The organism is Streptomyces kurssanovii (assembly GCF_040677245.1).
GTDB classification, from domain to species: Bacteria; Actinomycetota; Actinomycetes; order Streptomycetales; family Streptomycetaceae; genus Streptomyces; species Streptomyces kurssanovii.
The window spans coordinates 23614-45457 of sequence record NZ_JBFAQK010000061.1 but is presented as its reverse complement, the minus strand read 5'-3'; the positions used below and the strand labels follow the sequence as shown (position 1 = coordinate 45457).

17 protein-coding genes are annotated in these 21844 nt (G+C 70.3%); 7 read left to right on the top strand and 10 right to left on the bottom strand.

Annotated elements, in window-relative coordinates; genetic code table 11:
• Positions 1 to 317 precede the first annotated feature (317 nt).
• The 3 genes from AB0K36_RS29250 to AB0K36_RS29240 all read left to right on the top strand — a co-directional run bounded on the left by AB0K36_RS29250 (position 318) and on the right by AB0K36_RS29240 (position 3602).
• The gene (locus tag AB0K36_RS29250) at positions 318 to 1484 is read left to right on the top strand and encodes a mandelate racemase/muconate lactonizing enzyme family protein (RefSeq protein ID WP_364600053.1); all 1167 of its coding nucleotides are present in this window, start codon (positions 318 to 320) and stop codon (positions 1482 to 1484) included.
• The gene (locus AB0K36_RS29245) at positions 1481 to 2527 is read left to right on the top strand and encodes a zinc-dependent alcohol dehydrogenase (RefSeq protein ID WP_364600051.1); all 1047 of its coding nucleotides are present in this window, start codon (positions 1481 to 1483) and stop codon (positions 2525 to 2527) included. Before AB0K36_RS29250 ends, AB0K36_RS29245 begins: the two co-directional genes overlap by 4 nt.
• 97 nt (positions 2528 to 2624) lie before the next feature.
• Positions 2625 to 3602, top strand: coding sequence for a hypothetical protein (locus tag AB0K36_RS29240; RefSeq protein ID WP_364600049.1), 978 nt, complete (start codon positions 2625 to 2627; stop codon positions 3600 to 3602).
• Between the two features lie 62 nt (positions 3603 to 3664).
• On the opposite strand, the gene AB0K36_RS29235 is transcribed toward AB0K36_RS29240, so the two are convergent.
• The 8 genes from AB0K36_RS29235 to AB0K36_RS29200 form a co-directional block, all read right to left on the bottom strand.
• Complete coding sequence (locus tag AB0K36_RS29235; RefSeq protein ID WP_364600047.1) at positions 3665 to 4654, bottom strand: arabinan endo-1,5-alpha-L-arabinosidase; 990 nt, start codon at positions 4652 to 4654, stop codon at positions 3665 to 3667.
• A 56-nt stretch (positions 4655 to 4710) separates the two neighbouring features.
• Positions 4711 to 5610 (bottom strand): carbohydrate ABC transporter permease, encoded by a 900-nt coding sequence (locus AB0K36_RS29230; RefSeq protein ID WP_364600045.1) that lies wholly within the window; start codon positions 5608 to 5610, stop codon positions 4711 to 4713.
• Positions 5607 to 6566, bottom strand: a complete 960-nt coding sequence (locus AB0K36_RS29225) for a carbohydrate ABC transporter permease (RefSeq protein ID WP_364600043.1) — start codon at positions 6564 to 6566, stop codon at positions 5607 to 5609. The genes AB0K36_RS29230 and AB0K36_RS29225 overlap by 4 nt, the downstream gene beginning before the upstream one ends.
• A complete protein-coding gene (locus AB0K36_RS29220; protein WP_364600041.1) occupies positions 6563 to 7903 on the bottom strand; it encodes an extracellular solute-binding protein in 1341 nt (446 codons plus the stop codon). The genes AB0K36_RS29225 and AB0K36_RS29220 overlap by 4 nt, the downstream gene beginning before the upstream one ends.
• Positions 7904 to 8016: 113 nt before the next feature.
• A complete protein-coding gene (arfA, locus tag AB0K36_RS29215; RefSeq protein ID WP_364600039.1) occupies positions 8017 to 9546 on the bottom strand; it encodes an arabinosylfuranosidase ArfA in 1530 nt (509 codons plus the stop codon).
• A 26-nt stretch (positions 9547 to 9572) separates the two neighbouring features.
• Positions 9573 to 10601 (bottom strand): arabinan endo-1,5-alpha-L-arabinosidase, encoded by a 1029-nt coding sequence (locus AB0K36_RS29210; RefSeq protein ID WP_364600037.1) that lies wholly within the window; start codon positions 10599 to 10601, stop codon positions 9573 to 9575.
• A 262-nt stretch (positions 10602 to 10863) separates the two neighbouring features.
• Positions 10864 to 11706, bottom strand: a complete 843-nt coding sequence (locus AB0K36_RS29205) for an SMP-30/gluconolactonase/LRE family protein (protein ID WP_364600057.1) — start codon at positions 11704 to 11706, stop codon at positions 10864 to 10866.
• Between the two features lie 5 nt (positions 11707 to 11711).
• A complete protein-coding gene (locus AB0K36_RS29200; protein WP_364600035.1) occupies positions 11712 to 12485 on the bottom strand; it encodes an IclR family transcriptional regulator in 774 nt (257 codons plus the stop codon).
• Positions 12486 to 12678: 193 nt separating this feature from the next.
• On the opposite strand from AB0K36_RS29200, the gene AB0K36_RS29195 reads away from it, so the two are divergent.
• The 4 genes from AB0K36_RS29195 to mmsB are packed head-to-tail and all read left to right on the top strand — an operon-like array spanning position 12679 to position 17670.
• A complete protein-coding gene (locus tag AB0K36_RS29195) occupies positions 12679 to 13755 on the top strand; it encodes a hypothetical protein (RefSeq protein WP_364600033.1) in 1077 nt (358 codons plus the stop codon).
• A gap of 5 nt (positions 13756 to 13760) precedes the next feature.
• A complete protein-coding gene (chvE, locus tag AB0K36_RS29190) occupies positions 13761 to 14864 on the top strand; it encodes a multiple monosaccharide ABC transporter substrate-binding protein (RefSeq protein WP_364600031.1) in 1104 nt (367 codons plus the stop codon).
• 14 nt (positions 14865 to 14878) lie between these two features.
• Complete coding sequence (gene mmsA, locus AB0K36_RS29185) at positions 14879 to 16426, top strand: multiple monosaccharide ABC transporter ATP-binding protein (RefSeq protein WP_364600029.1); 1548 nt, start codon at positions 14879 to 14881, stop codon at positions 16424 to 16426.
• A 5-nt stretch (positions 16427 to 16431) separates the two neighbouring features.
• Complete coding sequence (gene mmsB, locus AB0K36_RS29180) at positions 16432 to 17670, top strand: multiple monosaccharide ABC transporter permease (RefSeq protein WP_364600027.1); 1239 nt, start codon at positions 16432 to 16434, stop codon at positions 17668 to 17670.
• A 76-nt stretch (positions 17671 to 17746) separates the two neighbouring features.
• Here the strand turns inward: mmsB and AB0K36_RS29175 are convergent, their stop codons facing one another.
• Together AB0K36_RS29175 and AB0K36_RS29170 are read right to left on the bottom strand one after the other, a co-directional pair.
• A complete protein-coding gene (locus AB0K36_RS29175; protein WP_364600025.1) occupies positions 17747 to 18931 on the bottom strand; it encodes an aldose epimerase family protein in 1185 nt (394 codons plus the stop codon).
• Positions 18932 to 19109: 178 nt separating this feature from the next.
• The gene (locus tag AB0K36_RS29170) at positions 19110 to 21587 is read right to left on the bottom strand and encodes an alpha-L-arabinofuranosidase family protein (RefSeq protein WP_364600023.1); all 2478 of its coding nucleotides are present in this window, start codon (positions 21585 to 21587) and stop codon (positions 19110 to 19112) included.
• Positions 21588 to 21844 lie beyond the last annotated feature (257 nt).

The following is a 21844-nucleotide window of genomic DNA, read 5'->3' as shown; positions in this document are numbered from 1 at the left end:
CACGCGGCCCGCACCACAACGTCCACCTCCCCCACAGACGCCTCCACCCCGACCCGCTCCCGCCGCTTCCCGCTACGGGGGTCGACACTCCAGACAGGCGTGGTAGTCACGTGCGTGCCTCCAAGACGATGAATGATGCCCGATGTGTTCGGTATTTCGGACAGCGTTCCCTATTTCGGACGCCTGCAGGCTATGCTTCTACGGAAAAGCGGTCAAGCACGCCTGCGCCCCATTGACATGCGTTCACCTCCGTCCCTACTGTCGCGGCAGAATTTCGAACGTCTGTCGAAATATCGAACACGACTGGAGCAACCGCCTTGCGCATCACGGGAATCAGCACACATGTGATCGGCACGCCCTGGCGCAATCTCACCTACGTCCAGGTGCACACCGACGAGGGGCTCACCGGCATCGGGGAGACCCGCATGCTGGGCCACACCGACGCGCTGTTGGGGTATCTGCGCGAGGCCGAGGCCAACCACATCACCGGATCCGACCCCTTCGCCGTCGAAGACCTCGTGCGCCGCATGAAGTACGGCGACTACGGGCGCGCCGGCGAGATCGTGATGTCCGGCATCGCGTGCGTCGAGATGGCGTGCTGGGACATCAAGGGCAAGGCCCTCGGCGTGCCTGTCTGGCAGTTGCTCGGCGGCAAGGTCCACGACCGCGTCAAGGCGTACGCCAACGGCTGGTACACCACGGAGCGGACCCCGGAGGCCTATCACAAGGCCGCGCGCACGGTCATGGAGCGCGGCTACCGCGCGCTGAAGATCGACCCGTTCGGCACCGGACACTACGAGCTGTCCCACGAGGAGACCCTCTACTCCGTGTCGCTGATCGAGGCCGTGCGGGACGCCATCGGGCCCGACGCCGAGCTGATGCTCGAGATGCACGGCCGTTTCTCCCCCTCCACCGCCGTACGGCTGGCGAACGAGCTGGCTCCCTTCCGGCCGGCCTGGCTGGAGGAGCCGGTGCCGCCGGAGAACCTCAAGGCCCTGAAGAAGGTGGCGGAGAAGGTCGACATGCCCGTCGCCACCGGTGAGCGCATTCACGACCGCATCGAGTTCCGCGAACTGTTCGAGTCGCAGGCCGCCGACATCCTCCAGCCGGACGTCGGTCACATCGGCGGCATCTGGGAGACCCGCAAGCTCGCCGCCACGGCGGAGACGCACTACATGCTGGTCGCCCCGCACAACGTGGGCGGCCCCGTCCTGACCGCCGCGTCGCTGCAGGTCGGCTTCTCCACACCGAACTTCAAGGTGCTCGAGCACTTCAACGACTTCGCGGACGCCGAGATCAAGAAGGTGGTCAAGGGCGCCCCGCAGGTCGACCCGGAGACCGGTTGCTTCGAGCTGTCCCACGCGCCGGGGCTCGGAGTGGAGCTCGACACCGACGCGGCCGCCGAATTCCCGCAGCAGCAGGCCAGGTTCGACCTGTGGGCCGAGGGCTGGGAGAAGCGCGCCCCGAAGGGGCAGCGGTCGTGAGCCCCGAGCCGGCGGGCGCCGGCGGCACGGCGACCCCCTCGCGGGCGGTCGTGCTCGACGGCCCCGGCCGGTTCCGGCTGGCCGGACACACGCCCCGCCGCCCCGGTCCGGGCGAGGCCCAGGTCCGGGTCGCCGCCGTCGGCATCTGCGGCAGCGACCGGGAGGTGTTCCAGGGCAACCGGCCGGAGGGCTACGTCCGTTACCCCGTCACGCCGGGGCACGAGTGGTCGGGGACGGTCGCGGCCGTCGGGGACGGTGTGCCCGGCTCGCTCGTCGGCCGGAAGGTGGTCGGCGAGGGGTTCCGCAACTGCCAGGTGTGCGACCGCTGCCACGCCGGTGACACCACGCTGTGCGGCGCGGGGTACGAGGAGACGGGATTCACGCAGGCCGGAGCGATGGCCGCGACCCTCACCCTCCCGGCCCGGCTGCTCCACCCGCTGCCCGACGACGCCGATCTGACGGCCGCCGCACTGCTCGAACCCGCCGCGTGCGTCGCCGCGGCGGCCCTCAAGGCGGAGGTGCGGCCCGGTGAGCGGGTCGCCGTCGTGGGCACGGGCACGCTCGGCATGCTCGCCGCGCAGCTGCTCGCCGCCTGCTCCCCCGCCGCCGTGCTGATGGTCGGCACCCGGCCGGACCGTGCCGCACTCGCCCGCTCGTTCGGCGCGACGGAGTACCGCACGGTGGACGAACTGCCCCTGCCGGGCGAGTTCGACGTCGTCGTCGAGGCGGCCGGTTCGGCGACGGCCGCCCGCACCTCCGCCGGTCTGCTGCGGCGTGGCGGTCGTCTGGTGCTCACCGGCATCCCCGCGGCCGGCGCCGCCGGACTCGACCCGACCGATCTGGTGGTGCGCCAGCTGGAGGTGCGGACCGTGTTCGGCGCGACCCCCGCCGCCTGGGCGCACGCGGTGCGGGCCTTCGCCGCCGGGCTGCTCACGCCGCTGCCGCTGGTCACGCACGAGCTGTCGCTCGACGAGTTCGAGCGGGCCATCGGTCTGGTGGGATCGGGCGACCCCGAGGTCGGCAAGGTACTGCTGCACCCCTGAGACGAGGACGCCGGGCGGCGTGACCGCCGCCCGGCCCACACCCAAAGTCTCGAACGTCGTTCGTAATATCGAACCATTTCTTCAGTCGAGGAGATCCATGTCCCCGTCAGCAATGCCTCGCTCTACACCTCGCAGGCCCGGTGAACCCGCCCTCGCCGCCCTGGGGCTCGAGGGTCCGGCCCTCGACCCCGCCGACGCCTCCCCGCACTCCTTCCCCGACGGGGGCCGCTGGCGGGTGGAGATCCCGTCCGTGGAGGGCCCCGAGGCACTGGCCGCGGTGCTCAAGGAGTCGACCCGGCTCGACGTCCCCGTGCACCGCGTCAGCCAGGGCAGCGGGGTCTGGATGCTCGGCGACGACGAGATCACCGAAATGGTGGAGGCGACCGCCGAACGCGACATCGAGCTCTGCCTGTTCACCGGACCGCGCGGTACCTGGGACATCGGCGGCTCCACCCGTACCGACTCGCGTGGCGGCGGGCTGCGTGCCCGGGGGTACGACGCGGTCGCCGGCTGTGTGGAGGACGCCGTCCGCGCCACCGAGCTGGGGGTGCGCTGTCTGCTGGTCGCCGACGAGGGGGTGCTGTGGACCCTGCACCGGGCGCGATCGCGCGGTCTCCTGCCCGCCGGGACGACACTGAAGGTCTCCGCGCTCATCGGCCCCGTCAACCCCGCCGCGTACGCCGTCTACGAACGGCTCGGCGCCGACTCGCTCAATGTGCCCAGCGACCTGACACTGGACCACCTCACCCAGATCCGCCGGGTGAGCGGGGCGCCGATGGACATGTACGTGGAGGCGCCGGACGACCTCGGCGGCTACATCCGGATGTACGAGATCGCCGAGCTGATCCGCCGCGGCGCACCGCTCTACCTCAAGTTCGGCCTCTCCAAGGCCCCGTCGATCTATCCCTCCGGCCTGCACCTGCGGGAGACCGTCCTGAGCACCGCCCGTGAGCGGGTCCGCCGCGGCCGCCTCGTGCTCGACCTGCTGGCCCGGCACGGAGCCGGCGACGCGATGTCGCCGCTCGGTTCGCGGCTGCCGGGCGAGCTGCGGCGCTTCGAGGACGCCGGCGTCTGAGACACCGCGAAGGCCGGGGCGCACCGATCGGTGCGCCCCGGCCTTCGTGCTGCGCGTGCCGGTCAGTAGACGGCCGGCCAGCCGCCGCCCCAGCCCAGCAGGTTGACCCCGAGCTTGGGGGTGCCGCCGTCCTGGCCGTCGTAGTAGTGGTAGACGAGCAGGTGGCCGTCGGCGTCCTTGACGACGGACTGCCCGCCGGGGCCGATCACCCGGCCGTGGGACTCGAGGACGAGCGTGCCGCCGTTGTTCATCATCGGTACGCCGGCGCGGTCGGTGTAGGGCCCGGTGACCCGGCTCGCCCGCCCGACCTTGATCTTGTAGGTGGACGAGGTGCCGGCGCAGCACGTGTCGTAGGAGGCGAAAAGGTAGTAGAGGCCGTTGCGCTTGACCAGTTGGGGCGCCTCGACGGCGCGGCTGCCGGTGGGACGGGAGGCGAGTGAGTACCGCGTCCTGTCGCCGGCGTGCTGCTTGCCCGTGCCGGGGTCGAGGCGGATCATCTTGATCCCGGTCCACCAGGAACCGAAGGTGAGCCACCAGGTTCCGTCGTCGTCGACGAACAGGTTCGGGTCGATGGCGTTGTGGTCGCTCGAGGCGTCCGTGCTGTGCACGATGCCGTGGTCGGTCCAGCTCCCGGGCAGTCCGGTGGAGGACGTCGCGAAGCCGATGGCCGAGGTGTTGGAGCCGAAGCGGGAAACGGCGTAGTACATCAGGTACGTGCCGCCGTGGTACGAGATGTCGGGGGCCCATGCCTCCGGTACGGAGGAGTAGCGGCTCCACCAGGAAGGCACGGTGGGGAACGCGGAGCCTCCGGCGCGGAAGGCGACCCGGTCGGTGGACGAGCGCATGGCGAGTCCGCCGCCGGTGGCGTAGAGCAGGTAGGTGCCGTCGGAACGGCGGACCATGGTGGGGTCGTGCACGACGATGTCGCCGGTCACGTGCCCCGGCGCCGGGTAGGCGAGAGCCGTACCCGGAGCCAGGGCCATCAGTGTGGCCAGGGGGATAGACACCAGTGCGCGTGCGAGCGGGCGGGGCAGGAGTGCTGTGCGGCTCATTGCGATGACTCCTTCTTCGGACAACCGTGTCGACGGGCCCGCTCTTCGGGCCCGTTCTACTGGCCGGCGAGACCCGTGTGCGCGATACCGCGCACGATCTGCCGCTGGAAGAGCGTGAAGACGATCAGCAGGGGCAGTCCGGCGATCACGAGCGCCGCCATGATCTGGGCGTAGCGGACGCCGAACGAGGACTGGACGTTGACCAGGCCGACGGGGAGGGTCATACCGCCCGGGTCGGTGGTCACCAGGAACGGCCAGAGGAAGTTGTTCCAGGTGGAGATGAAGGTGAAGATCGCCACGGCGGCGAGCACCGGCCGGGACAGCGGCATCACGATCGTCCAGAACACCCGCCAGCGTCCGGCGCCGTCGACGAACGCGGCCTCCTCCAGCTCGCGGGGCACTCCCTCGAAGAACTTCACCAGGATGAAGACCATGGCCGGCACGGCGACCTGGGGCAGGATCACACCCCAGCAGGTGTCGACGAGTCCGAGCTGCACCATCTCGGTGAACAGCGGGGCGATGAGCACCTGCGGCGGGACCATGATGCCGGCGAGCACCAGTCCGTAGAGCAGTTTGCGGCCGCGGAAGTCGGTGCGGGTGAAGCCGTACGCGGCCATCGCGCAGGTCAGCACCGTCAGCACGGTCGTCATGACGGAGATGTACGCCGAGTTCATCATCCAGCGCATCAGATCGCCGGACTCCCAGACCTTGGTGTACGCCTCGAACGTGATCCGCGAACCGAACCACTCGAGCGGGGTCTTCGTCGTCTCCCCCTCGGGCTTCAGCGAGGTGGCGACCGCCCAGGCGAGCGGGATCAGCCAGGCCACGGTGAGGAGCAGGGCGACGACGAGCAGGGTGATCCTGCCCGCGCTCCAGCGTGGCCTGCGGCCCGTGGAGCCGGCGTCCGAGCCCGTGCGGGGCGCGCTACGGGGGGTGATGGTGGCGGAACCGCTCACTTTGCGGCCTCCTCAGCTCGGCGCCGGGACAGCATCGGCTGCACCAGGGAGACGATCAGGATCAGGGCGAAGAAGATGTAGGACACCGCGGAGGCGTAACCGATGCGATAGCCGGTGAAGCCCTGCTGGTAGACGTACTGCAGGATCGGCCGGGTCGATTCGTCAGGGCCGCCGCCGGTCATGATGTAGACCTGGTCGAAGATCTTCAGCGACGCCAGCACCTGGAGAACGACCACCAGTCCGGTGGTGCGGCGCAGCATCGGCAGGGTGATGTGCCACAGCCGGTTCCAGGCCCCGGCGCCGTCGAGTTCGGCGGCCTCGTACAGGTGGACCGGGATGGCCTGGAGGGCGGCGAGGTAGAGCAGGAAGTTGAAGCCGACGGTCCACCAGACGGTGGTGGCCACGACGGACAGCATCGCGTAACGCTCGTCGCTGAGCCATCCGATGCCCGGTTCCAGTCCTACGGCGGCCAGCATCTGGTCGGCGAGACCGAAGCCGGACGGGAAGATCATCTGCGCGAAGAGCAGACAGACCACTCCGGACGGGAGCAGGAACGGCGCGAACCAGCTGAGCCGCCACAGCCACTGGACCACCCTCAACTGGTGGGACAGCAGGGCCAGTCCGAGGCCCACGAGGACCAGCGGGACGGTGGAGAGCACGGTGAACCAGACCGTGTTCCACAGCGAGGACCAGACGTCGGGGTCGGCGAGGGCTTCGGCGTAGTTGGCGAAGCCGACGAACTCCCCTTCCCTTCCTGTGATGTTCTCGCTGGTCATGCTCATCCCGAGGCCGGAGAGGAGCGGCCAGATCAGGAACATGGCGTAGACGAGAAGGAACGGGGCGACGAACACCAGGCCGTGCTCGGTCCACTTGCGATGGACGGAGCGGACCGGCCGGCCGGGGGCGGCGGCGCCCTTCGTCACCGGTGACGGCGGAGCCGCGGTGGTGGTGGTCATGACGCGGCTCCGGGGAGTGGGTTGCGGGTGTCGAGGAGGTTCCGGAGGCGGGCCTTGGCCTCCGTGAGGGCGCCGCGCGGGGTGCGGGACCCGGTGAGCACGCCGGAGAAGACGGCGCCGAGTTCGATCCACATCCGGGAGGCGGAGCCGGCGAACCAGGCGGGCTCGTCGAGCGCCACGTCGTCGATCGCACCGCGGTACTCGGACTGCGGCTTCAGTTCGAGATACGCGGGATCCTTGAGTACCGGGAGATACGCCGGCACATGGCCGCCCTCCGCCCAGGCGACGGAGTTGCGGAGCATCCAGGCGACGAGCCGGTGCGCGGCCTCGTTCGTCGCGCCGCCGCGGTCGGCCTGGTGCGGGAGGACGAAGGCGTGGCAGTCGGCCTGGGTGCCGGGCCGGCCGAAGAGCGTGGGCACGGTGGTCATGGAGAACGGGATGCCGGTGGTGCGGAAGGAGGAGATCTCCCATTCGCCGTTGAGGTGGAAGGCGGTCTTTCCGCCGTTGAAGATGCCGACGGAGGCGCCGTAGTCGGCCCGTCGCACCATCAGCCCCTCCTCCGCGAGACCGGCCATGTACTCGAGCACGCGGAGCGCCTTGGTGTCGTCGAGGGCGAGGCGCTTGCCGTCCTCGGAGAGGACCTTGCCGCCGGTCTGCGAGTAGAAGGTGGCGAACAGCCGCCAGGGGGTGATGCAGTCGGGTCCGAGCGTCTCGGTCACGAGGCCGGGCTGACCGGTCACCTTCTTCGCGGCGCGCAGCGCGTCGGCGAACTCCTCGGTTCCCCCGATCGGTTTGAGCCGGCCGCCCGACATGAGTCCGGCCTTCTCGCAGACCTCGGTCTGGTAGTAGAGGACGAAGGGGTGGGTGTCGAGCGGGACGGCGTACTGATCGCCGGCCACCCCGCCGCGCTGCCAGATTCCGGCCGGGAAGTCCTGCTCACGGACCCCGAGGTCGGCCAGGAGGTCGAGGTCGAAGGGGTCGAGGAGCCGGCCGGGGGCGAACCCGGCGAGCCTGGCCAGGTGCAGTACGGCCAGTTCGGGCGCGCGGCCGCCGGCGCCGGCCATGCCGAGCTTCGTGTAGTAGGGGGCACCCCACTGGAGGGTCGCCGCCTCCAAGGAGACGTCCGGGTGCTCGGCGCGGAACGCGTCGAGCATGCCCTGCATGTTGACGCCGTCGCCGCCGCCGAAAAGGTGCCAGAACCGCAGGCGGGTCTGTCCGGGTCCGGCGGCGGTGGCGGGTGCGGCGCAGCCGGACAGCGGGCCGAGGGCCGTGGTGGCGGCCAGGGCGCCGATGCCGCCGGCGAGGGCGCGGCGCCGGCTGAGGCGATGTGGATGCATGGCGGCTCGTCTCCGAGGAAGAAGGGGGTCGGCGTGTGGTGCGGTGTCCCGGGAGGGGGCCGCCCGGCCCCGGTGCCTGACGCGACCGGGGGCGGGCGGCGGCTTGTGCGCGGTCAGGCGCCGGCGGTCAGCCGGATCACGTTCCACGACAGGGGCTCGAGCGTGACGTCGAGGACGCCGTCCGCGAGCACGGCCCCTTCGCCCGCGTGGGGCACGACGCGCTCGGGCTCCGCGAGGGTGTTGCGGGCCTCCGGGTCGGCGTCGCCGAGGACGCTGTGCTCCTCGACGTGGGTGAGGTCCAGCCCGGTGAGGGCGACCTGGAGCGGCAGCGGGTCGCTCTGGCTCCGGTTGACGGCGAAGACGGTGACGGCGCCGGTGTCCTTGTCGCGTACGGCGGTCGCGTGCAGCAGCGGCACCTCGCCGTAGGCGGCGGTCCGGTAGGTGGGCGAGTCGGCGCGTACGTCGAGGACCTCGCCCCGCCCGTAGCGGGACGCCTGGGCGAAGGGGAAGAACGTGGTCTGCCGCCAGGCCGGGCCACCGGGCTCCGTCATGATGGGGGCGATCACGTTGACGAGCTGGGCGAGGCAGGCGACGGTGACCCGGTCGGCGTGGCGGAGCAGGGCGATGAGCAGCGAGCCGAAGACGACGGCGTCGGTGACGCTGTAGTTGTCCTCGAGCAGCCGCGGGGCCTCGGGCCAGTCCAGGGGGTCGGCCTTGCTCTCGGCCTCGAAGCGCTTCATGTACCAGACGTTCCACTCGTCGAAGGAGAGCTGGATGCGCTTCTTCGACTTGAGCCGGGCTCCGACGTGGTCGCAGGTGGCGACGACGTTCTCGATGAACGACTCCATGTCCACGGCGGAGGCGAGGAACGAGTCGCGGTCGCCGTCGATCTCCTCGTAGTAGGCGTGCAGCGAGATGTGGTCGACGAGGTCGTACGTCTCCTGGAGGACGGTCGCCTCCCAGGTGGCGAAGGTCGGCATGGCCTGGCTGGAGCTGCCGCAGGCGACCAGTTCGAGGTCGGGGTCGATCTGCCGCATGGCGCGGGCGGTCTCGGCGGCCAGCCGGCCGTATTCCTCCGCCGTCTTGTGACCGGTCTGCCAGGGGCCGTCCATCTCGTTGCCGAGGCACCAGAGGCGGATGCCGAACGGGTCCTTGTCGCCGTGCGCGACGCGCTGGTCGGAAAGGGCGGTGCCGGCGGGGTGGTTGGCGTACTCCTGGAGCTGGAGCGCCTCGGCCACGCCCCTCGTGCCGAGGTTCACGGCCATCATGGGTTCGGCCTGCGGCCCGATCTTCCCCAGGAAGGCGATGAACTCGCTCAGCCCGAAGCGGTTGGTCTCCGTGGACCGCCAGGCGAGGTCGAGGCGGCGCGGCCGCTCGTCGACGGGTCCGACGGAGTCCTCCCACCGGTAGCCGGAGACGAAGTTGCCTCCCGGGTAGCGAACGGCGGTGACGCCCAGTTCCCGGACCAGGTCGAGGACGTCGGTGCGCAGCCCGGCCTCGTCGGCGGACGGATGGTCCGGCTCGAAGATGCCGGTGTACACGCAGCGGCCCAGGTGCTCGACGAAGGAGCCGAAGAGACGGGGGTTCACCTCGCCCACGGTGAAGGCGGGGTCGAGCGTGAAACGGGCGGTGCTGTCGGGCATGGTGTCCTTCCGGGAGTTCGGGTGGATCAGGGGGTGACGACGGGCCAGCCGTCCTTGCCCCAGCTCAGGGTGTTGAGGCCGAGCTTGGGCACGCCCTCGTCGTCGGCGTCGTAGTAGTGGTAGACGAGGACGTCCCGGCCGCGGTCGCGGAGCACGGACTGACCGCCGGTGCCGAGGTACCGGCCGTGGCCGGCGAGCAGGAGTTCACCGCCGCCGTCGGTCATCGCGGTGCCGTCGCGGTCGTAGTACGGACCGGCGGGGTGCGTGGCGCGTCCGACGCGGATGTTGTAGGTCGAGTCGGTGCCGGCGCAGCAGCGGTCGTAGGAGACGAACAGGTAGTAGCGGCCCTGGCGTTCGACGATGTAGGGCGCCTCGACGGCGTAGGGCTCGTCGGGGCGGGTGGCGAGATGCAGCACCTCGGGGTCGGCGGTGCGGGGCTTGCCCGTGGCGGGGTCGAGCTCGATCATGCGGATGCCGGTCCAGTACGAGCCGAAGGACATCCAGAGCCGGCCGCGCGCCTGGAGGATCGCGGGATCGATGGCGTTGTAGTGGTCGCCGGTGGTGGTGGCGAAGACCTTTCCGCGGTCCTCCCAGGTGCCGGGTCTGCCGGTGCGGGAGGTCGCCAGGCCGATCGCGGAGTGGTTGGAGCCGAAGGAGGAGACGGCGTAGTAGAGCCGGTAGACGCCGTCGTGGTAGGTGACCTCGGGTGCCCAGGGGTCGCCTTCCGCGGAGTAGGCGCGCCACCAGTCGGGGATCTCCGTGAAGGCGGACCCGGCGCGCTGCCATGTCCTGCCGTCGCGTGAGGTGCGGGCCTCGATCTTGCCGTGGGTGGAGTAGACGACGTACGTGCCGTCCTTGAGGCGGACGGCGGAGGGGTCGTGGACCTCGGTGTCGCCGCTGACGGGGCGGGGGTCCGGATAGCCCGCGGTGGTGGCCGGGGCGGCGGGGGCGGCGTGGCCGGGGAGGACGCCGGCGCCGACGAGTGCGGCGGTGGCGGCGGCGGTGGCGAGGACGGCTCCGAGGCGGCGGCCTTGCCGGGCGTGCGGGGCGTTCATGAAGGGCGGCTCCTTCATCGGACGAGGGGGATGCGGGGGTGGAGCCGTCGGTACCTGACGTTCGAAATTTCGACGCTCGCTCGCAACTTCGAACGGGACCGTAGACGCGGTGCATCCGGACGTCAATGACTTTCGCTGAAATGACGAACGGCGTTCGACTCACCGAACAGCGGGGGCCGTTGGGCCCTCGGTCATGCCGGCCCGGGCCCCTGCGCCACACCGGCGGAGGGGCCCGTTCCATACGCTCCGGGTTCAGCCGGATTCAGTCGGCGAAGGCAGGCTGAGCGAGCCCCCGTCCCGCACCGGGCAGCACCAACAGTGAGCCGGACAGCGGGTGCGGCGCGTCCTGCCCCTTGCGGGCGGACGTGACATAGAGGTCGGTGAGTCCCGCACCGCCGAACGCGCAGGCGGTGGGCCGTCGCACGGGGAGCTCCACGACGCGGTCGAGTACGCCCTCCGGCGTGTAGCGGCGCACCGCGGCCCCGTCCCACAGGGCCACCCAGACGCATCCGTCCGCGTCGACGGTGAGTCCGTCCGGGTAGCCCGCGCCGTCCTCGACGACGGCCAGCGGGCGCCGGTTCACCGGCAGGGGCTCACCGGGACGCAGGTCGAACACGTCGATACGGCGGGTCGGTGAGTCGATGTAGTACATCCGGCGGCCGTCGGGGCTCCAGCCGGTGCCGTTGCTGACGGTGACGTCCGCGAGGACGGTGGTCGCCGTGCCGTCCGGCGTGGTCCGGGTGAGCGTTCCGCCGCCCGGCGCCTCGTCGTAGCGCATCGTCCCCGTCCACAGCGAGCCGTCGGGGGCGACAGCGGCGTCGTTGCCCCGGCGTCCCGGGACCGGGTCCCGGTGCAGCCAGCGGAAGGCGCCGTCGCTGCCGTAAAGCCCCACCCCGTCCCGGAGGTTGACGACGATGCCCCCGTCCGCCCGGGGCTTGGCCGCGCCGACGTGCTGCTCGGTGGCCATGACCGTGCGGCGCCCGGTGGCGGGGGCGTACGTGTGGACGCGCGAGCGCAGGATGTCGACCCACAGCAGGCGTTCGGCCGCCGGGTCCCAGGTGGGACCCTCACCGAGCAGCGCGTCGTGGCGTACCGCCACCTCCAGGCCCTTCACGCGGCGGCCCGGTGACCGAGACGCTCGGACAGGTCGGCGGCGCCCTTGGCGGCCAGCGTCTCGAGCTCCGCGCGGCGTTCCTCGCTCCAGCGGATCATCGGCACGGAGATGGACAGCGCGGCGACGACCCGGCCGGAACGGTCCCGCACGGGCGCGGCGACACAGCTGACGTCCGCGTTCGACTCCCGTCGCTCCAGCGCGATGCCGGCTTCCCGCACGGCCGCGAGTTCGGTGCGCAGGACGGCCGGGTCGGTGATGCTGTTGGGCGTCATGGCGACCAGTTCGGTGCCCGGCGCGAGGCGGGCGTCGAGCTCGCTGTCGGGAAGGGAGGCGAGCAGCATCTTGCCCACCGCGGTGCAGTGGGCGGGCAGGCTGCGGCCGGCGGCGGAGACCATGCGGACCGCGTGGGTGGAGTCGACCTTCGCGATGTAGAGGACGTGGGTGCCGTCCAGGATCGCGACGTGGACGGTCTCGTCGCAGGTCTCCGCGACGGAGCGGGCCACCTCCTGGCCCTCGTGGGCGAGGTCGAGCTGCTCCGCGTAGCGGCTGCCCAGCTGGTAGAGGCGCACTCCGAGGCGGTAGCGGCCGGATCGGCCGTCCACCGGCACGATGTAGGAGCGGGCCGCGAGCGTGGTGATCAGTTCGTGCACGGTGGTGCGCGGCAGTTGGAGTTTCCGGACGATATCGGGGGCCGACAGCGTCCCGTCCCCGTCGAGGAAGAGCTCCAGAATGTCGAGAGCACGGGTGACAGCGGGCACGAGGCGTCCCATGGCTTTCCCCTTGTTCGATATATCAACGCTTGATCGGCAGAGCGAACAGTCTATCGCCGGTGGGCGCCCCCGGTAAGGCGTCGGGGATCTTCGTGTTCGACCGTCCGACCCATTGACACCCAGGTGGCTCGATCCTTAACGTCGCCCCAGAATCTCGAACGACGTCCGATATTTCGAACAATAGAGGTTGCTCGTGACCCCTCCCCCCGCTCGAACCTCCGGAGCCCGCCGCCCCGGTGGAGCGGCCCTCGCCGCCCTCGGCCTGGCAGCGCCCGCACAGAACCCCTCGGACGCCTCCGTTCACCGGTTCCCCGACGGCGGCAGCTGGCGCACCGAGATCCCGTCCGTCGAGGGGCCGGAGGTGCTGGCGGTCGTGCTCAAGGAGGCCGCCCGGCTGGACCTGCCGGTCCACCGCATCAGCCAGGGCAGCGGCGTGTGGATGCTCACCGACGACGAGATCACCGAGATGGCCGGCGCCTGCGCCGAACGCGACATCGAACTCTGTCTGTTCACCGGGCCGCGCGGCAGCTGGGACATCGGAGCCTCGACCCGCACCGACTCCGGCGGCTCCGGATTGCGGGCCCGTGGTCACGACGCACTCGCCGGCTGTGTCGAGGACGCTCTCCGCGCCAGTGCCCTCGGCGTGCGCTGCCTCCTCGTCGCCGACGAAGGAGTCCTCTGGTGCCTGCACCGGCTGCGTGAGCAGGGGGTGCTGCCGGCCGACATGACGTTCAAGGTGTCCGCGCTGGTGGGTCCGGTCAATCCGGCCGCGTACGCCGTCCATGAACGTCTCGGCGCCGACTCGGTCAACGTGCCCTCCGACCTGACGCTCGCCCACCTCACCGAGATCCGGCGGGCCAGCGCGGCGCCGATGGACCTCTATGTGGAGGCGCCGGACGACCTCGGCGGCTATGTGCGCATGTACGAGGCGGCCGAGCTCATCCGGCGCGGCGCTCCCCTCTATCTGAAGTTCGGACTCAGCAAGGCGCCCGGCTTCTACCCCTACGGCGCCCAGATGCGCGACACGATGCTGGCCACCGCCCGGGAACGGGTCCGGCGGGGCCGCCTCACCCTCGACCTGCTGGCCCGCCTGGGCGCCGACGGCGGGATGTCGCCGCTCGGCTCGCGTCTCCCCGGTCCCCTGCACCGCTTCCCCCTGACGGACCTCCCCCAGGCCGGTCCGTCCGTCACCGGCCCCGTCGCCACCGATCCGCCCGTCACCGACCTTGCCACCGCCTCTCCGGCGGCCGTGCCCTCACCTAAGGACTGATGAAGATGCGCAACCGCCGAGCCGCGGTCACCGCGGTCACCGCCGCCCTCGCCCTGTCCCTCGCCGCCTGCGGCCAGAGCAGCACGGGCGGCAGCAAGCAGGAGCCGTCAGGAGGCAAGGGATCCACCGTCGGCATCGCCATGCCGACGAAGTCCTCGGAACGCTGGATCGCCGACGGCAACAACATGGCCGCCGAGTTCAAGAAGCTCGGCTACAAGACGGACCTGCAGTACGGCGAGGACGACGTCGACCAGCAGGTCTCCCAGATCGAGAACATGATCACCAAGGGTGTCGACGTCCTCGTCGTCGCGGCCATCGACGGACGGGCCCTCGGTGACGTGCTGCGCCAGGCGAGCGAGCAGGGCGTCAAGGTCATCTCCTACGACCGCCTCATCCTCGGCAGCGAGGCCGTCAGTTACTACGCCTCCTTCGACAACGAGAAGGTCGGCGAGCTCCAGGCCGGCTACATCGTGGACAAGCTGGGACTGAAGGACGGCGGCGCCGAAGGCCCGTTCACCATCGAGCTGTTCGCCGGCTCTCCCGACGACAACAACACCCGCTTCTTCTTCCAGGGCGCCTGGAAGGTCCTCAAGCCGTACATCGACAAGAAGCAGCTCGTCGTCCGCAGCGGACAGACCAGGCTGGAGCAGATCACCACCCTGCGCTGGGACGGCGGCACCGCGCAGAAGCGCATGGACGACCTGCTGACCGGCTCCTACGGTTCGGACACCGTCGACGCGGTGCTCTCCCCGTACGACGGCATATCGATCGGCATCCTCTCCGCGCTCAAGTCGGACGGCTACGGCACCAAGGCCAAGCCGTACCCGGTCGTCACCGGACAGGACGCCGAGGTCGCCTCGGTCAAGTCCATCATCGCCGGGCAGCAGACCCAGACGGTCTACAAGGACACCCGGGCGCTCGCCAAGCAGGCCGTCCAGATGGCCGACGCCGTGCTGAACGACAAGAAGCCCGAGGTCAACGACACCACCACCTACGACAACGAGAAGAAGGTCGTGCCGGCCTTCCTGCTCGACCCGGTCAGCGTCGACGCGACCAACTACAAGAAGGTCCTGGTCGACTCGGGCTACATCAAGGCGAGCGACCTCTGATGCCGGGGGCCCCGGTGGTGGAACCCATCCTGGAGATGCGGTCCATCGGCAAGACGTTCCCGGGGGTGCGGGCCCTGTCCGACGTGACGCTGACCGTCGCGCCGGGCGAGGTCCACGCCATCTGCGGGGAGAACGGCGCCGGCAAGTCGACGCTGATGAAGGTGCTCAGCGGGGTGCACCCGCACGGCAGTTACGAGGGGGACATCCTCTTCCAGGGCGAGACGTGCGCGTTCAAGGACATCCGGGCGAGCGAGGACCGCGGCATCGTGATCATCCACCAGGAGCTCGCCCTGGTGCCGTACCTGTCCATCGCCGAGAACATCTTCCTCGGCAACGAGCACGCCACCCGCGGGATCATCAGCTGGAACGAGACCCTGCGGCACGCCGCCGCGCTGCTCAAGCGCGTCGGCCTCCGCGAGCACCCGCAGACCCGGGTCGCGGACATCGGCGTGGGCAAGCAGCAGCTCGTGGAGATCGCCAAGGCGCTCTCCAAGAAGGTCAAGCTGCTGATCCTCGACGAGCCGACGGCCGCGCTCAACGACGACGACAGCGCCAAACTGCTCTCCCTCATCAAGGAGTTGAGGGAACAGGGCATCGCCTCGATCGTCATCTCGCACAAGCTGGGCGAGATCGCGGAGGTCGCCGACCGGGTCACCGTCATCCGTGACGGCCGCACCATCGAGACCCTCGGTGTGCGCGACGGGGACATGACGGAGGACCGCATCATCCGCGGCATGGTGGGCCGGGATCTCGACCACCGCTTCCCCGAACGCACCCCGTACACCGGTGAACCCGGTGAGCACCCGGCGCTCGAGATCCGCGACTGGACCGTGCACCATCCGATCGACCAGCAGCGCAAGGTCGTGGACCAGGTGTCGGTCAACGTCCGCAGGGGCGAGATCGTGGGCATCGCGGGGCTGATGGGCGCGGGCCGTACCGAGCTCGCGATGAGCGTGTTCGGACGCTCCTACGGGCGCAACATCAGCGGCACCGTCCTCAAGGACGGCAAGGAGATCCGCACCCGCACCGTCCCGGAGGCGGTGGGCCACGGCATCGCGTACGTCACGGAGGACCGCAAGCACTACGGCCTCAACCTGATCGACACCATCGGCCGGAACATCACCATGAGCGCCCTGTCCAAGGTCGCCCGGCGCGGTGTCGTGGACGAACACGCGGAGCGGCGGGTCGCCGAGTCCTACCGGCGCAGCATGAACATCAAGGCGCCCACGGTCTTCGAGCAGGTGGGCCGGCTCTCCGGCGGCAACCAGCAGAAGGTCGTCCTCAGCAAGTGGATCTTCGCCGGGCCCGATGTGCTGATCCTCGACGAGCCGACGCGCGGCATCGACGTGGGCGCCAAGTTCGAGATCTACACCGTCATCGACCGGCTCGCCGCGGAGGGCAAGGCCGTCGTCTTCATCTCCTCCGAACTCCCCGAACTCCTCGGCATGTGCGACCGCATCTACACGATGTCCGCGGGCCGCCTCACCGGCGAGGTCCCCCGCGGCCGGGCGACCCAGGAAGTTCTCATGCGCCACATGACCAGCACCAGCGACAAGAGGTAACCGACATGGGCCCGGCCACCACCGACGCGCCGACCAGCGCCTCCCCCAGCACGCCCCCGCCGACGCGCCACGGCACGAAGGAACTGCTGCTCGACGCGGCACGGCGCAACATGCGGCAGTACGGAATGCTCGTCGCACTGGCGCTCATCGTCGTGCTGTTCCAGATATGGACCGACGGCGTCCTGCTGCTGCCGAACAACGTCACCAACCTCGTCCTCCAGAACAGCTACATCCTCGTGCTCGGCATCGGCATGATGATCGTCATCATCTCGGGCCACATCGACCTGTCCGTCGGCTCGCTGGCGGCCTTCGTCTCCGCCGCGGCCGCGGTGATGATGGTCGAACACGATGTGCCCTGGGTGCTCGCGCTCGTCCTGTCCCTCGCGATCGGCGCTCTCGCCGGAGCGTGGCAGGGCTTCTGGATCGCGTACGTGGGCATCCCGTCGTTCATCGTCACGCTGGCGGGCATGCTGCTGTTCCGCGGCGGGACGCAGATCCTGCTCGGCAGCCGCTCCCTGGGGCCGTTCCCCGAGGGCTTCCAGAAGATCGCCACCGGCTATCTGCCGGAGGTCGGGCCGGTCACCAACTACCACAACCTCACTCTGCTGATGGGCTTCGCGCTGCTCGCGTTCGCCCTGTGGCAGGAGGTCAGGGACCGCCGCCGGCAGCAGAAGTACGAGCTCGACGTCCTGCCCAGGAACCTCTTCATCGCCAAGTGCGCCGCGCTCGGCGCCGCGGTCATGGCCTTCACCCTCACCCTCGCCAGCTACCGGGGAGCCCCGGTCGTGCTGCTGCTCCTCGCGGCCCTGCTCGTCGGCTTCGGATTCGTGATGCGCAACGCGGTCGTGGGGCGTCATGTGTACGCGCTCGGCGGCAACCAGGCGGCGGCCAAGCTCTCGGGCGTGAAGGACAAGCGCGTCACCTTCCTCGTCTTCGTGAACATGGGCGTGCTCGCGGCCCTCGCGGGTGTCGTCTACGCCGCCCGCCTCAACGCGGGCGTCCCGCAGGCCGGCGTGAACTTCGAACTCGAGGCGATCGCCGCGGCCTTCATCGGCGGCGCGTCGATGAGCGGCGGCGTCGGAACGGTGTTCGGCGCGATCATCGGCGGCCTGGTCCTCGGCGTGCTGAACAACGGCATGTCGCTCGTCGGCATCGGCAGCGACTACCAGCAGGTCATCAAGGGACTGGTGCTGCTGGCAGCCGTCGGGTTCGACGTCTGGAACAAGCGGAAGGTCGGCTCCTGACGGCCGGCCCGACGCGGCACCGTGCCCCGGCCCTCCCGATGCGGAGGGCCGGGGCACGGTGCTGTGGGCGTCCCGCTCAGAGCGTGCCGAAGGAGTGCACGGTCGAGGACCGGTAGGTCCGTCCCGGGCGGAGCACGGTGGTGGGGAACGAGGGCCGGTTGGGCGAGTCGGGGAAGTGCTGGGTCTCCAGGCAGAATCCGTCGCCCTGCCGGTACACCCGGCCCGAGGTGCCCTTCAGGGTGCCGTCGAGGAAGTTGCCGCTGTAGAACTGCAGGCCCGGTTCCGTGGTGGCGATGGTCATGACCCGGCCCGACGTGGGCTCGGTGACCGTGACGGCCTTCTGCGGCCGCTCGGTGATCCCCTTGTCGAGCACGAAGTTGTGGTCGTAGCCCTGCCCCAGGAGGATCTGCTCGTGCCCATGGCGGAGGTCCTCGCCGATCGGCTTGCCCAACCGGAAGTCGAAGGGGGTCCGGGCGACGCGGGCCAGGGCGCCCGTCGGGATGAGGGTGGCGTCCACCGGCGTGTAGCGGGAGGCGTCGATACGCAGCCGGTGGTCGTGGACGGTGCCGTTTCCCTCGCCCGCGAGGTTGAAGTACGTGTGGTTGGTGAGGTTCACGACGGTGGCGCGGTCCGTCGTCGCCTCGTAGTCGACGCGGAACTCCCCCCGCGCGGTGAGGGTGTAGTCGACCCGGACGGTGAGGGTGCCGGGGTACCCCATCTCGCCGTCGGGGCTGACGCGCCGCAGGGTGAGGCCGGTGTCGGCGCCGCGCCGGAACGGTTCGACGTCCCACACCCGCTTGTCGAAGCCCTGGTCCCCGCCGTGCAGGCTGTTGGGGCCGTCGTTCACCGGGAGCCTGTAGGTGGTCCCGTCCAGCGTGAACGTGCCGCCGGCGACGCGGTTGCCGTAACGGCCGATCACCGCACCGAAGTACGGGCTCTTCGCCACGTAGTCGTCCAGGTTGTCGAAGCCGAGGGACACGTTCGCCCACCTTCCCCGGCGGTCGGGCACCTCGAGCCCCTGGACGATGCCGCCGTAGGACAGGACGCGCAGCCGGATGCCGTCGTTCTCCAGCGTCCACAGGTCGACGCCGGTGCCGTCGGCCAGGGACCCGAACCGCTGCCGGACCGGGCCGCGAGTGCCGCTTGTCCCCCGCGGGGCCGTCGTCGCGCCGGCGGCCGCGGCAGGCGTCGTCACCGCTGTCGCCGCTGTCGCCGCGGCTCCCGCCGCCGCTGTCAGCACGGCGCGTCTGCTGGTCGTCATGGTCGTCTCGCTCTCGTGGTCGGCCGCACGACGGCGGCTCGTTCGGTATGTCGGTCTTCGTTCGGACCGGTCGGCGCGGAAACGGTGGAGGCGCTCGCGCATCCGTGTCGGCCGCGGGCCGGGAGGGTGAGGGCGCGTGCGGGGTGCGCGCGCCTGGCGCGCACCCCGCACGCGTTCCTCACTCGGTCCTGATCCTCATGAAGGTCACGGAATGGGCCGGGAAGGTGTACGAGAAGGTGCTGCCGACTCCCTCGAAGGTCGAGGACCGCGGCTGGACCGGCCGCTCGTCGGCCGTGTTCTGCGCGGCCGGGTCGGCCGCCAGGGTGGTGACCCGGGCGGTCGGCGCCACCTCGGTCCCCGCACCGAGGTCGATCGCCGTCCGGGCCGGTGCGGCCTGTGCGTTGACGACCTTGACGATGAGGTCACCGGTGGCCGCGTCACGGGTGACGACCTGACGGAAGGGCTCGGCGACCTTGTCGTCGGTGAACCCGCCCCACTTCTGTCCGTCGACGTACAGCGCCACCTGCCGTCCGCGCACCTCTACATGGAGGTCGTAGGTGCGGCCGGTCTCGATGGTCGTGCCGTTCTCCGTCATGGTCTGTTTGGCCCCGCCGACGGTCTTCTCGACAGCGGAGCGGGTGTTGTTCCAGCCGCCCAGGTTCCACCAGTAGTAATTGCCGGTGTCCTTGACGCCGAAGGCGACGAGGAAGCCCTCCCTGCCGGACTTCTTGGTGGCCTTCACCCTGAGGTCGTAGTTCTGCCAGGCCGTGTCGCCGGCGGTCACGAGGGTGTTCTCCGCCGCCTCGTCGCTCTGGACGTACGCGCCGTCCTGGACGGCCCAGGACCCGGTGCCGGTGGCCTTCGTCCACCGGCCGTCACCGCCCGAGAAGTCGTCGGACAGCAGGGCCGTGCCGTCGGAGCCGGTGACCCTGACGTCGTCGTACGCGGCGCTGGTCGCCCACGTCGACAGGCCGACGGCGCCGGTGATGGGCCCCGAGGTGGTCGGTGTGGCGGACGCGGTGGAGGGGACGACCTCGTCACCCACGTTGGTCATGAAGAGCTTCTGCGTCTCGTAGTTGGCAGATCCCCAGGACCTCGCGTTGTCGAACCAGATCATGTCCGGCTGCCACTGCACGTAGTCCTTGTTCGCCAGCAGCGGCGCGTACGAGGCGAGTTTCACGATGTCGGCGTTGCGTTCCAGGCCGGTCATGAAGGCGGCTTCCGCGAGGGCGTTGCCGAAGGTGTTGCCCTGGGAGGCGTACTCGCCGAGGAAGACCTCGGGGCCGCCCCGGTCGTAGCCGTCGTAGCGCTCGTTGTTCTCGAGGAACCACTGGGGGCTGTTGTAGTAGTGCTCGTCGACCATGTCCACACCGGACTCGCGGCTGAGCCGCCAGGCCTCGTCGAAGGTCGTCCCGGCGTCGTCGGGGCCGGAGTTGGCGATCACGGTGATGCCCGGGTGGGCGGCCTCGATCGCGGTGCGGAACTGCTGGAAGCGGGCGAAGAACTCCTTGGGCAGGTTCTCCTCGTTGCCCACGCCGATGTGGGTGAGGCGGAACGGCTCCGGGTGTCCCATTTCCGCGCGCTTGGCGCCCCACTCCGAGCTCACCGGCCCGTTGGCGAACTCGATGAGGTCCAGGGTGTCCTGGATGTGCCGGCGCAGCAGGGCGGGGTCGTCGGTGGCCCGGTTCTGACCGCACCCGGTGACCAGGGCGGGGACGACGGGCAGCGGCATCGCGCCGATGTCCTCGGCGAACTGGAAGTACTCGTAATAGCCGAGGCCGTAACTCTGGTTGTAGCCCCAGAAGTTGCTGTTGGTCGCCCGCTCCTCGACCGGGCCGACGGTGTCCTTCCACTGGTACGAGCGGCGGCGCTCCCAGCCGGACGCCTCGTCGTACCCCTCATGGCTGCCGGTGTTGACCAGGCAGCCACCGGGGAAGCGGAGGAAGCCCGGACGGAGGGCCTCGATCTTCTCCGCGAGGTCCTTGCGGAGGCCGTTCTCGCGGCCCTTGTAGGTGTCCCGGGGGAAGAGGGAGACCATGTCGAGCGCCGCCGGCCGTGCGGCGGCGACGGTGAGGCGGCCCGTGGTGGAGGTGCGGCGCGCGGTGAACGTCGCCGTGTACTTCGCCCAGCCGCCGCGTGCGACGACCCGGCGGCCTTCGGCGAGCTCGCCACCCGCGTCGTGCAGGGTGACGGTCAGCGGCGCCGCCCTGCCCGCCCGGGCCCAGACGGAGAAGGCGTACCGCTTCCCCTTCTCCACCGCGATGCCGGTGTTGTAGCCGGCGTTCGTGACCGAGGCGCCGCCGTCCATCGACAGGTAGGTGCGGTTGCGCTCGCCCAGGCGCCCGCCGTCCTCGGCGGCTCTCGCGCCGCCGGCGACGGTCCACGAGGTCAGTGGCGTGTACGCGGCGTTGTCCGCGGGCCGGTACTCGAAGGAGCGGTTCTGCACGAGCTCGGCGTAGAGCCCGCCGTCGGCGGCGCGGTTGATGTCCTCGTAGAAGACGCCGTACATCGTGTCGTCGATCTTCGCGCCCGTACCGGCGGCGTCGACGGAGATCGTGTAGTCGGCCGGTTCGGCCGCCGCGCCGGGTCCTGCGCCGAGAGTCCCGGCGAGCAGGGCCCCCAGGGTGAGCCCGAGCCGCCATCGTCTGCGTGCCATACGCACATCCTCGAAATCGTTCGATATACCGGACAGTGCTCAGAACTTCGAACGGCACCCTAGGAACCGGGACGGTGGCCGTCAACGCTTTGCGCACAACCCGGCACGGTTGGTCGACCAGCGTTCGCGATGCCGAACGAAACGGGGTCGGAGCGTCGACCCGTCGAACCGGGGCGCACATTCGGCCCCGCATGCGGAACGGGGCTTGTCGCACCGCGGCGGCGACCATAGGCTGACGATCCAGCAAGCGCTTTCTA

Bases quoted from the DNA above. Each gene is read 5' to 3' on its own strand.
- AB0K36_RS29240 (WP_364600049.1), top strand. From the start codon at position 2,625: ATGTCCCCGTCAGCAATGCCTCGCTCTACACCTCGCAGGCCCGGTGAA.
- AB0K36_RS29235 (WP_364600047.1), bottom strand. From the start codon at position 4,654: ATGAGCCGCACAGCACTCCTGCCCCGCCCGCTCGCACGCGCACTGGTG.
- AB0K36_RS29225 (WP_364600043.1), bottom strand. From the start codon at position 6,566: ATGACCACCACCACCGCGGCTCCGCCGTCACCGGTGACGAAGGGCGCC.
- AB0K36_RS29220 (WP_364600041.1), bottom strand. From the start codon at position 7,903: ATGCATCCACATCGCCTCAGCCGGCGCCGCGCCCTCGCCGGCGGCATC.
- arfA (WP_364600039.1), bottom strand. From the start codon at position 9,546: ATGCCCGACAGCACCGCCCGTTTCACGCTCGACCCCGCCTTCACCGTG.
- AB0K36_RS29210 (WP_364600037.1), bottom strand. From the start codon at position 10,601: ATGAACGCCCCGCACGCCCGGCAAGGCCGCCGCCTCGGAGCCGTCCTC.
- AB0K36_RS29200 (WP_364600035.1), bottom strand. From the start codon at position 12,485: ATGGGACGCCTCGTGCCCGCTGTCACCCGTGCTCTCGACATTCTGGAG.
- chvE (WP_364600031.1), top strand. From the start codon at position 13,761: ATGCGCAACCGCCGAGCCGCGGTCACCGCGGTCACCGCCGCCCTCGCC.
- mmsB (WP_364600027.1), top strand. From the start codon at position 16,432: ATGGGCCCGGCCACCACCGACGCGCCGACCAGCGCCTCCCCCAGCACG.
- AB0K36_RS29175 (WP_364600025.1), bottom strand. From the start codon at position 18,931: ATGACGACCAGCAGACGCGCCGTGCTGACAGCGGCGGCGGGAGCCGCG.
- AB0K36_RS29170 (WP_364600023.1), bottom strand. From the start codon at position 21,587: ATGGCACGCAGACGATGGCGGCTCGGGCTCACCCTGGGGGCCCTGCTC.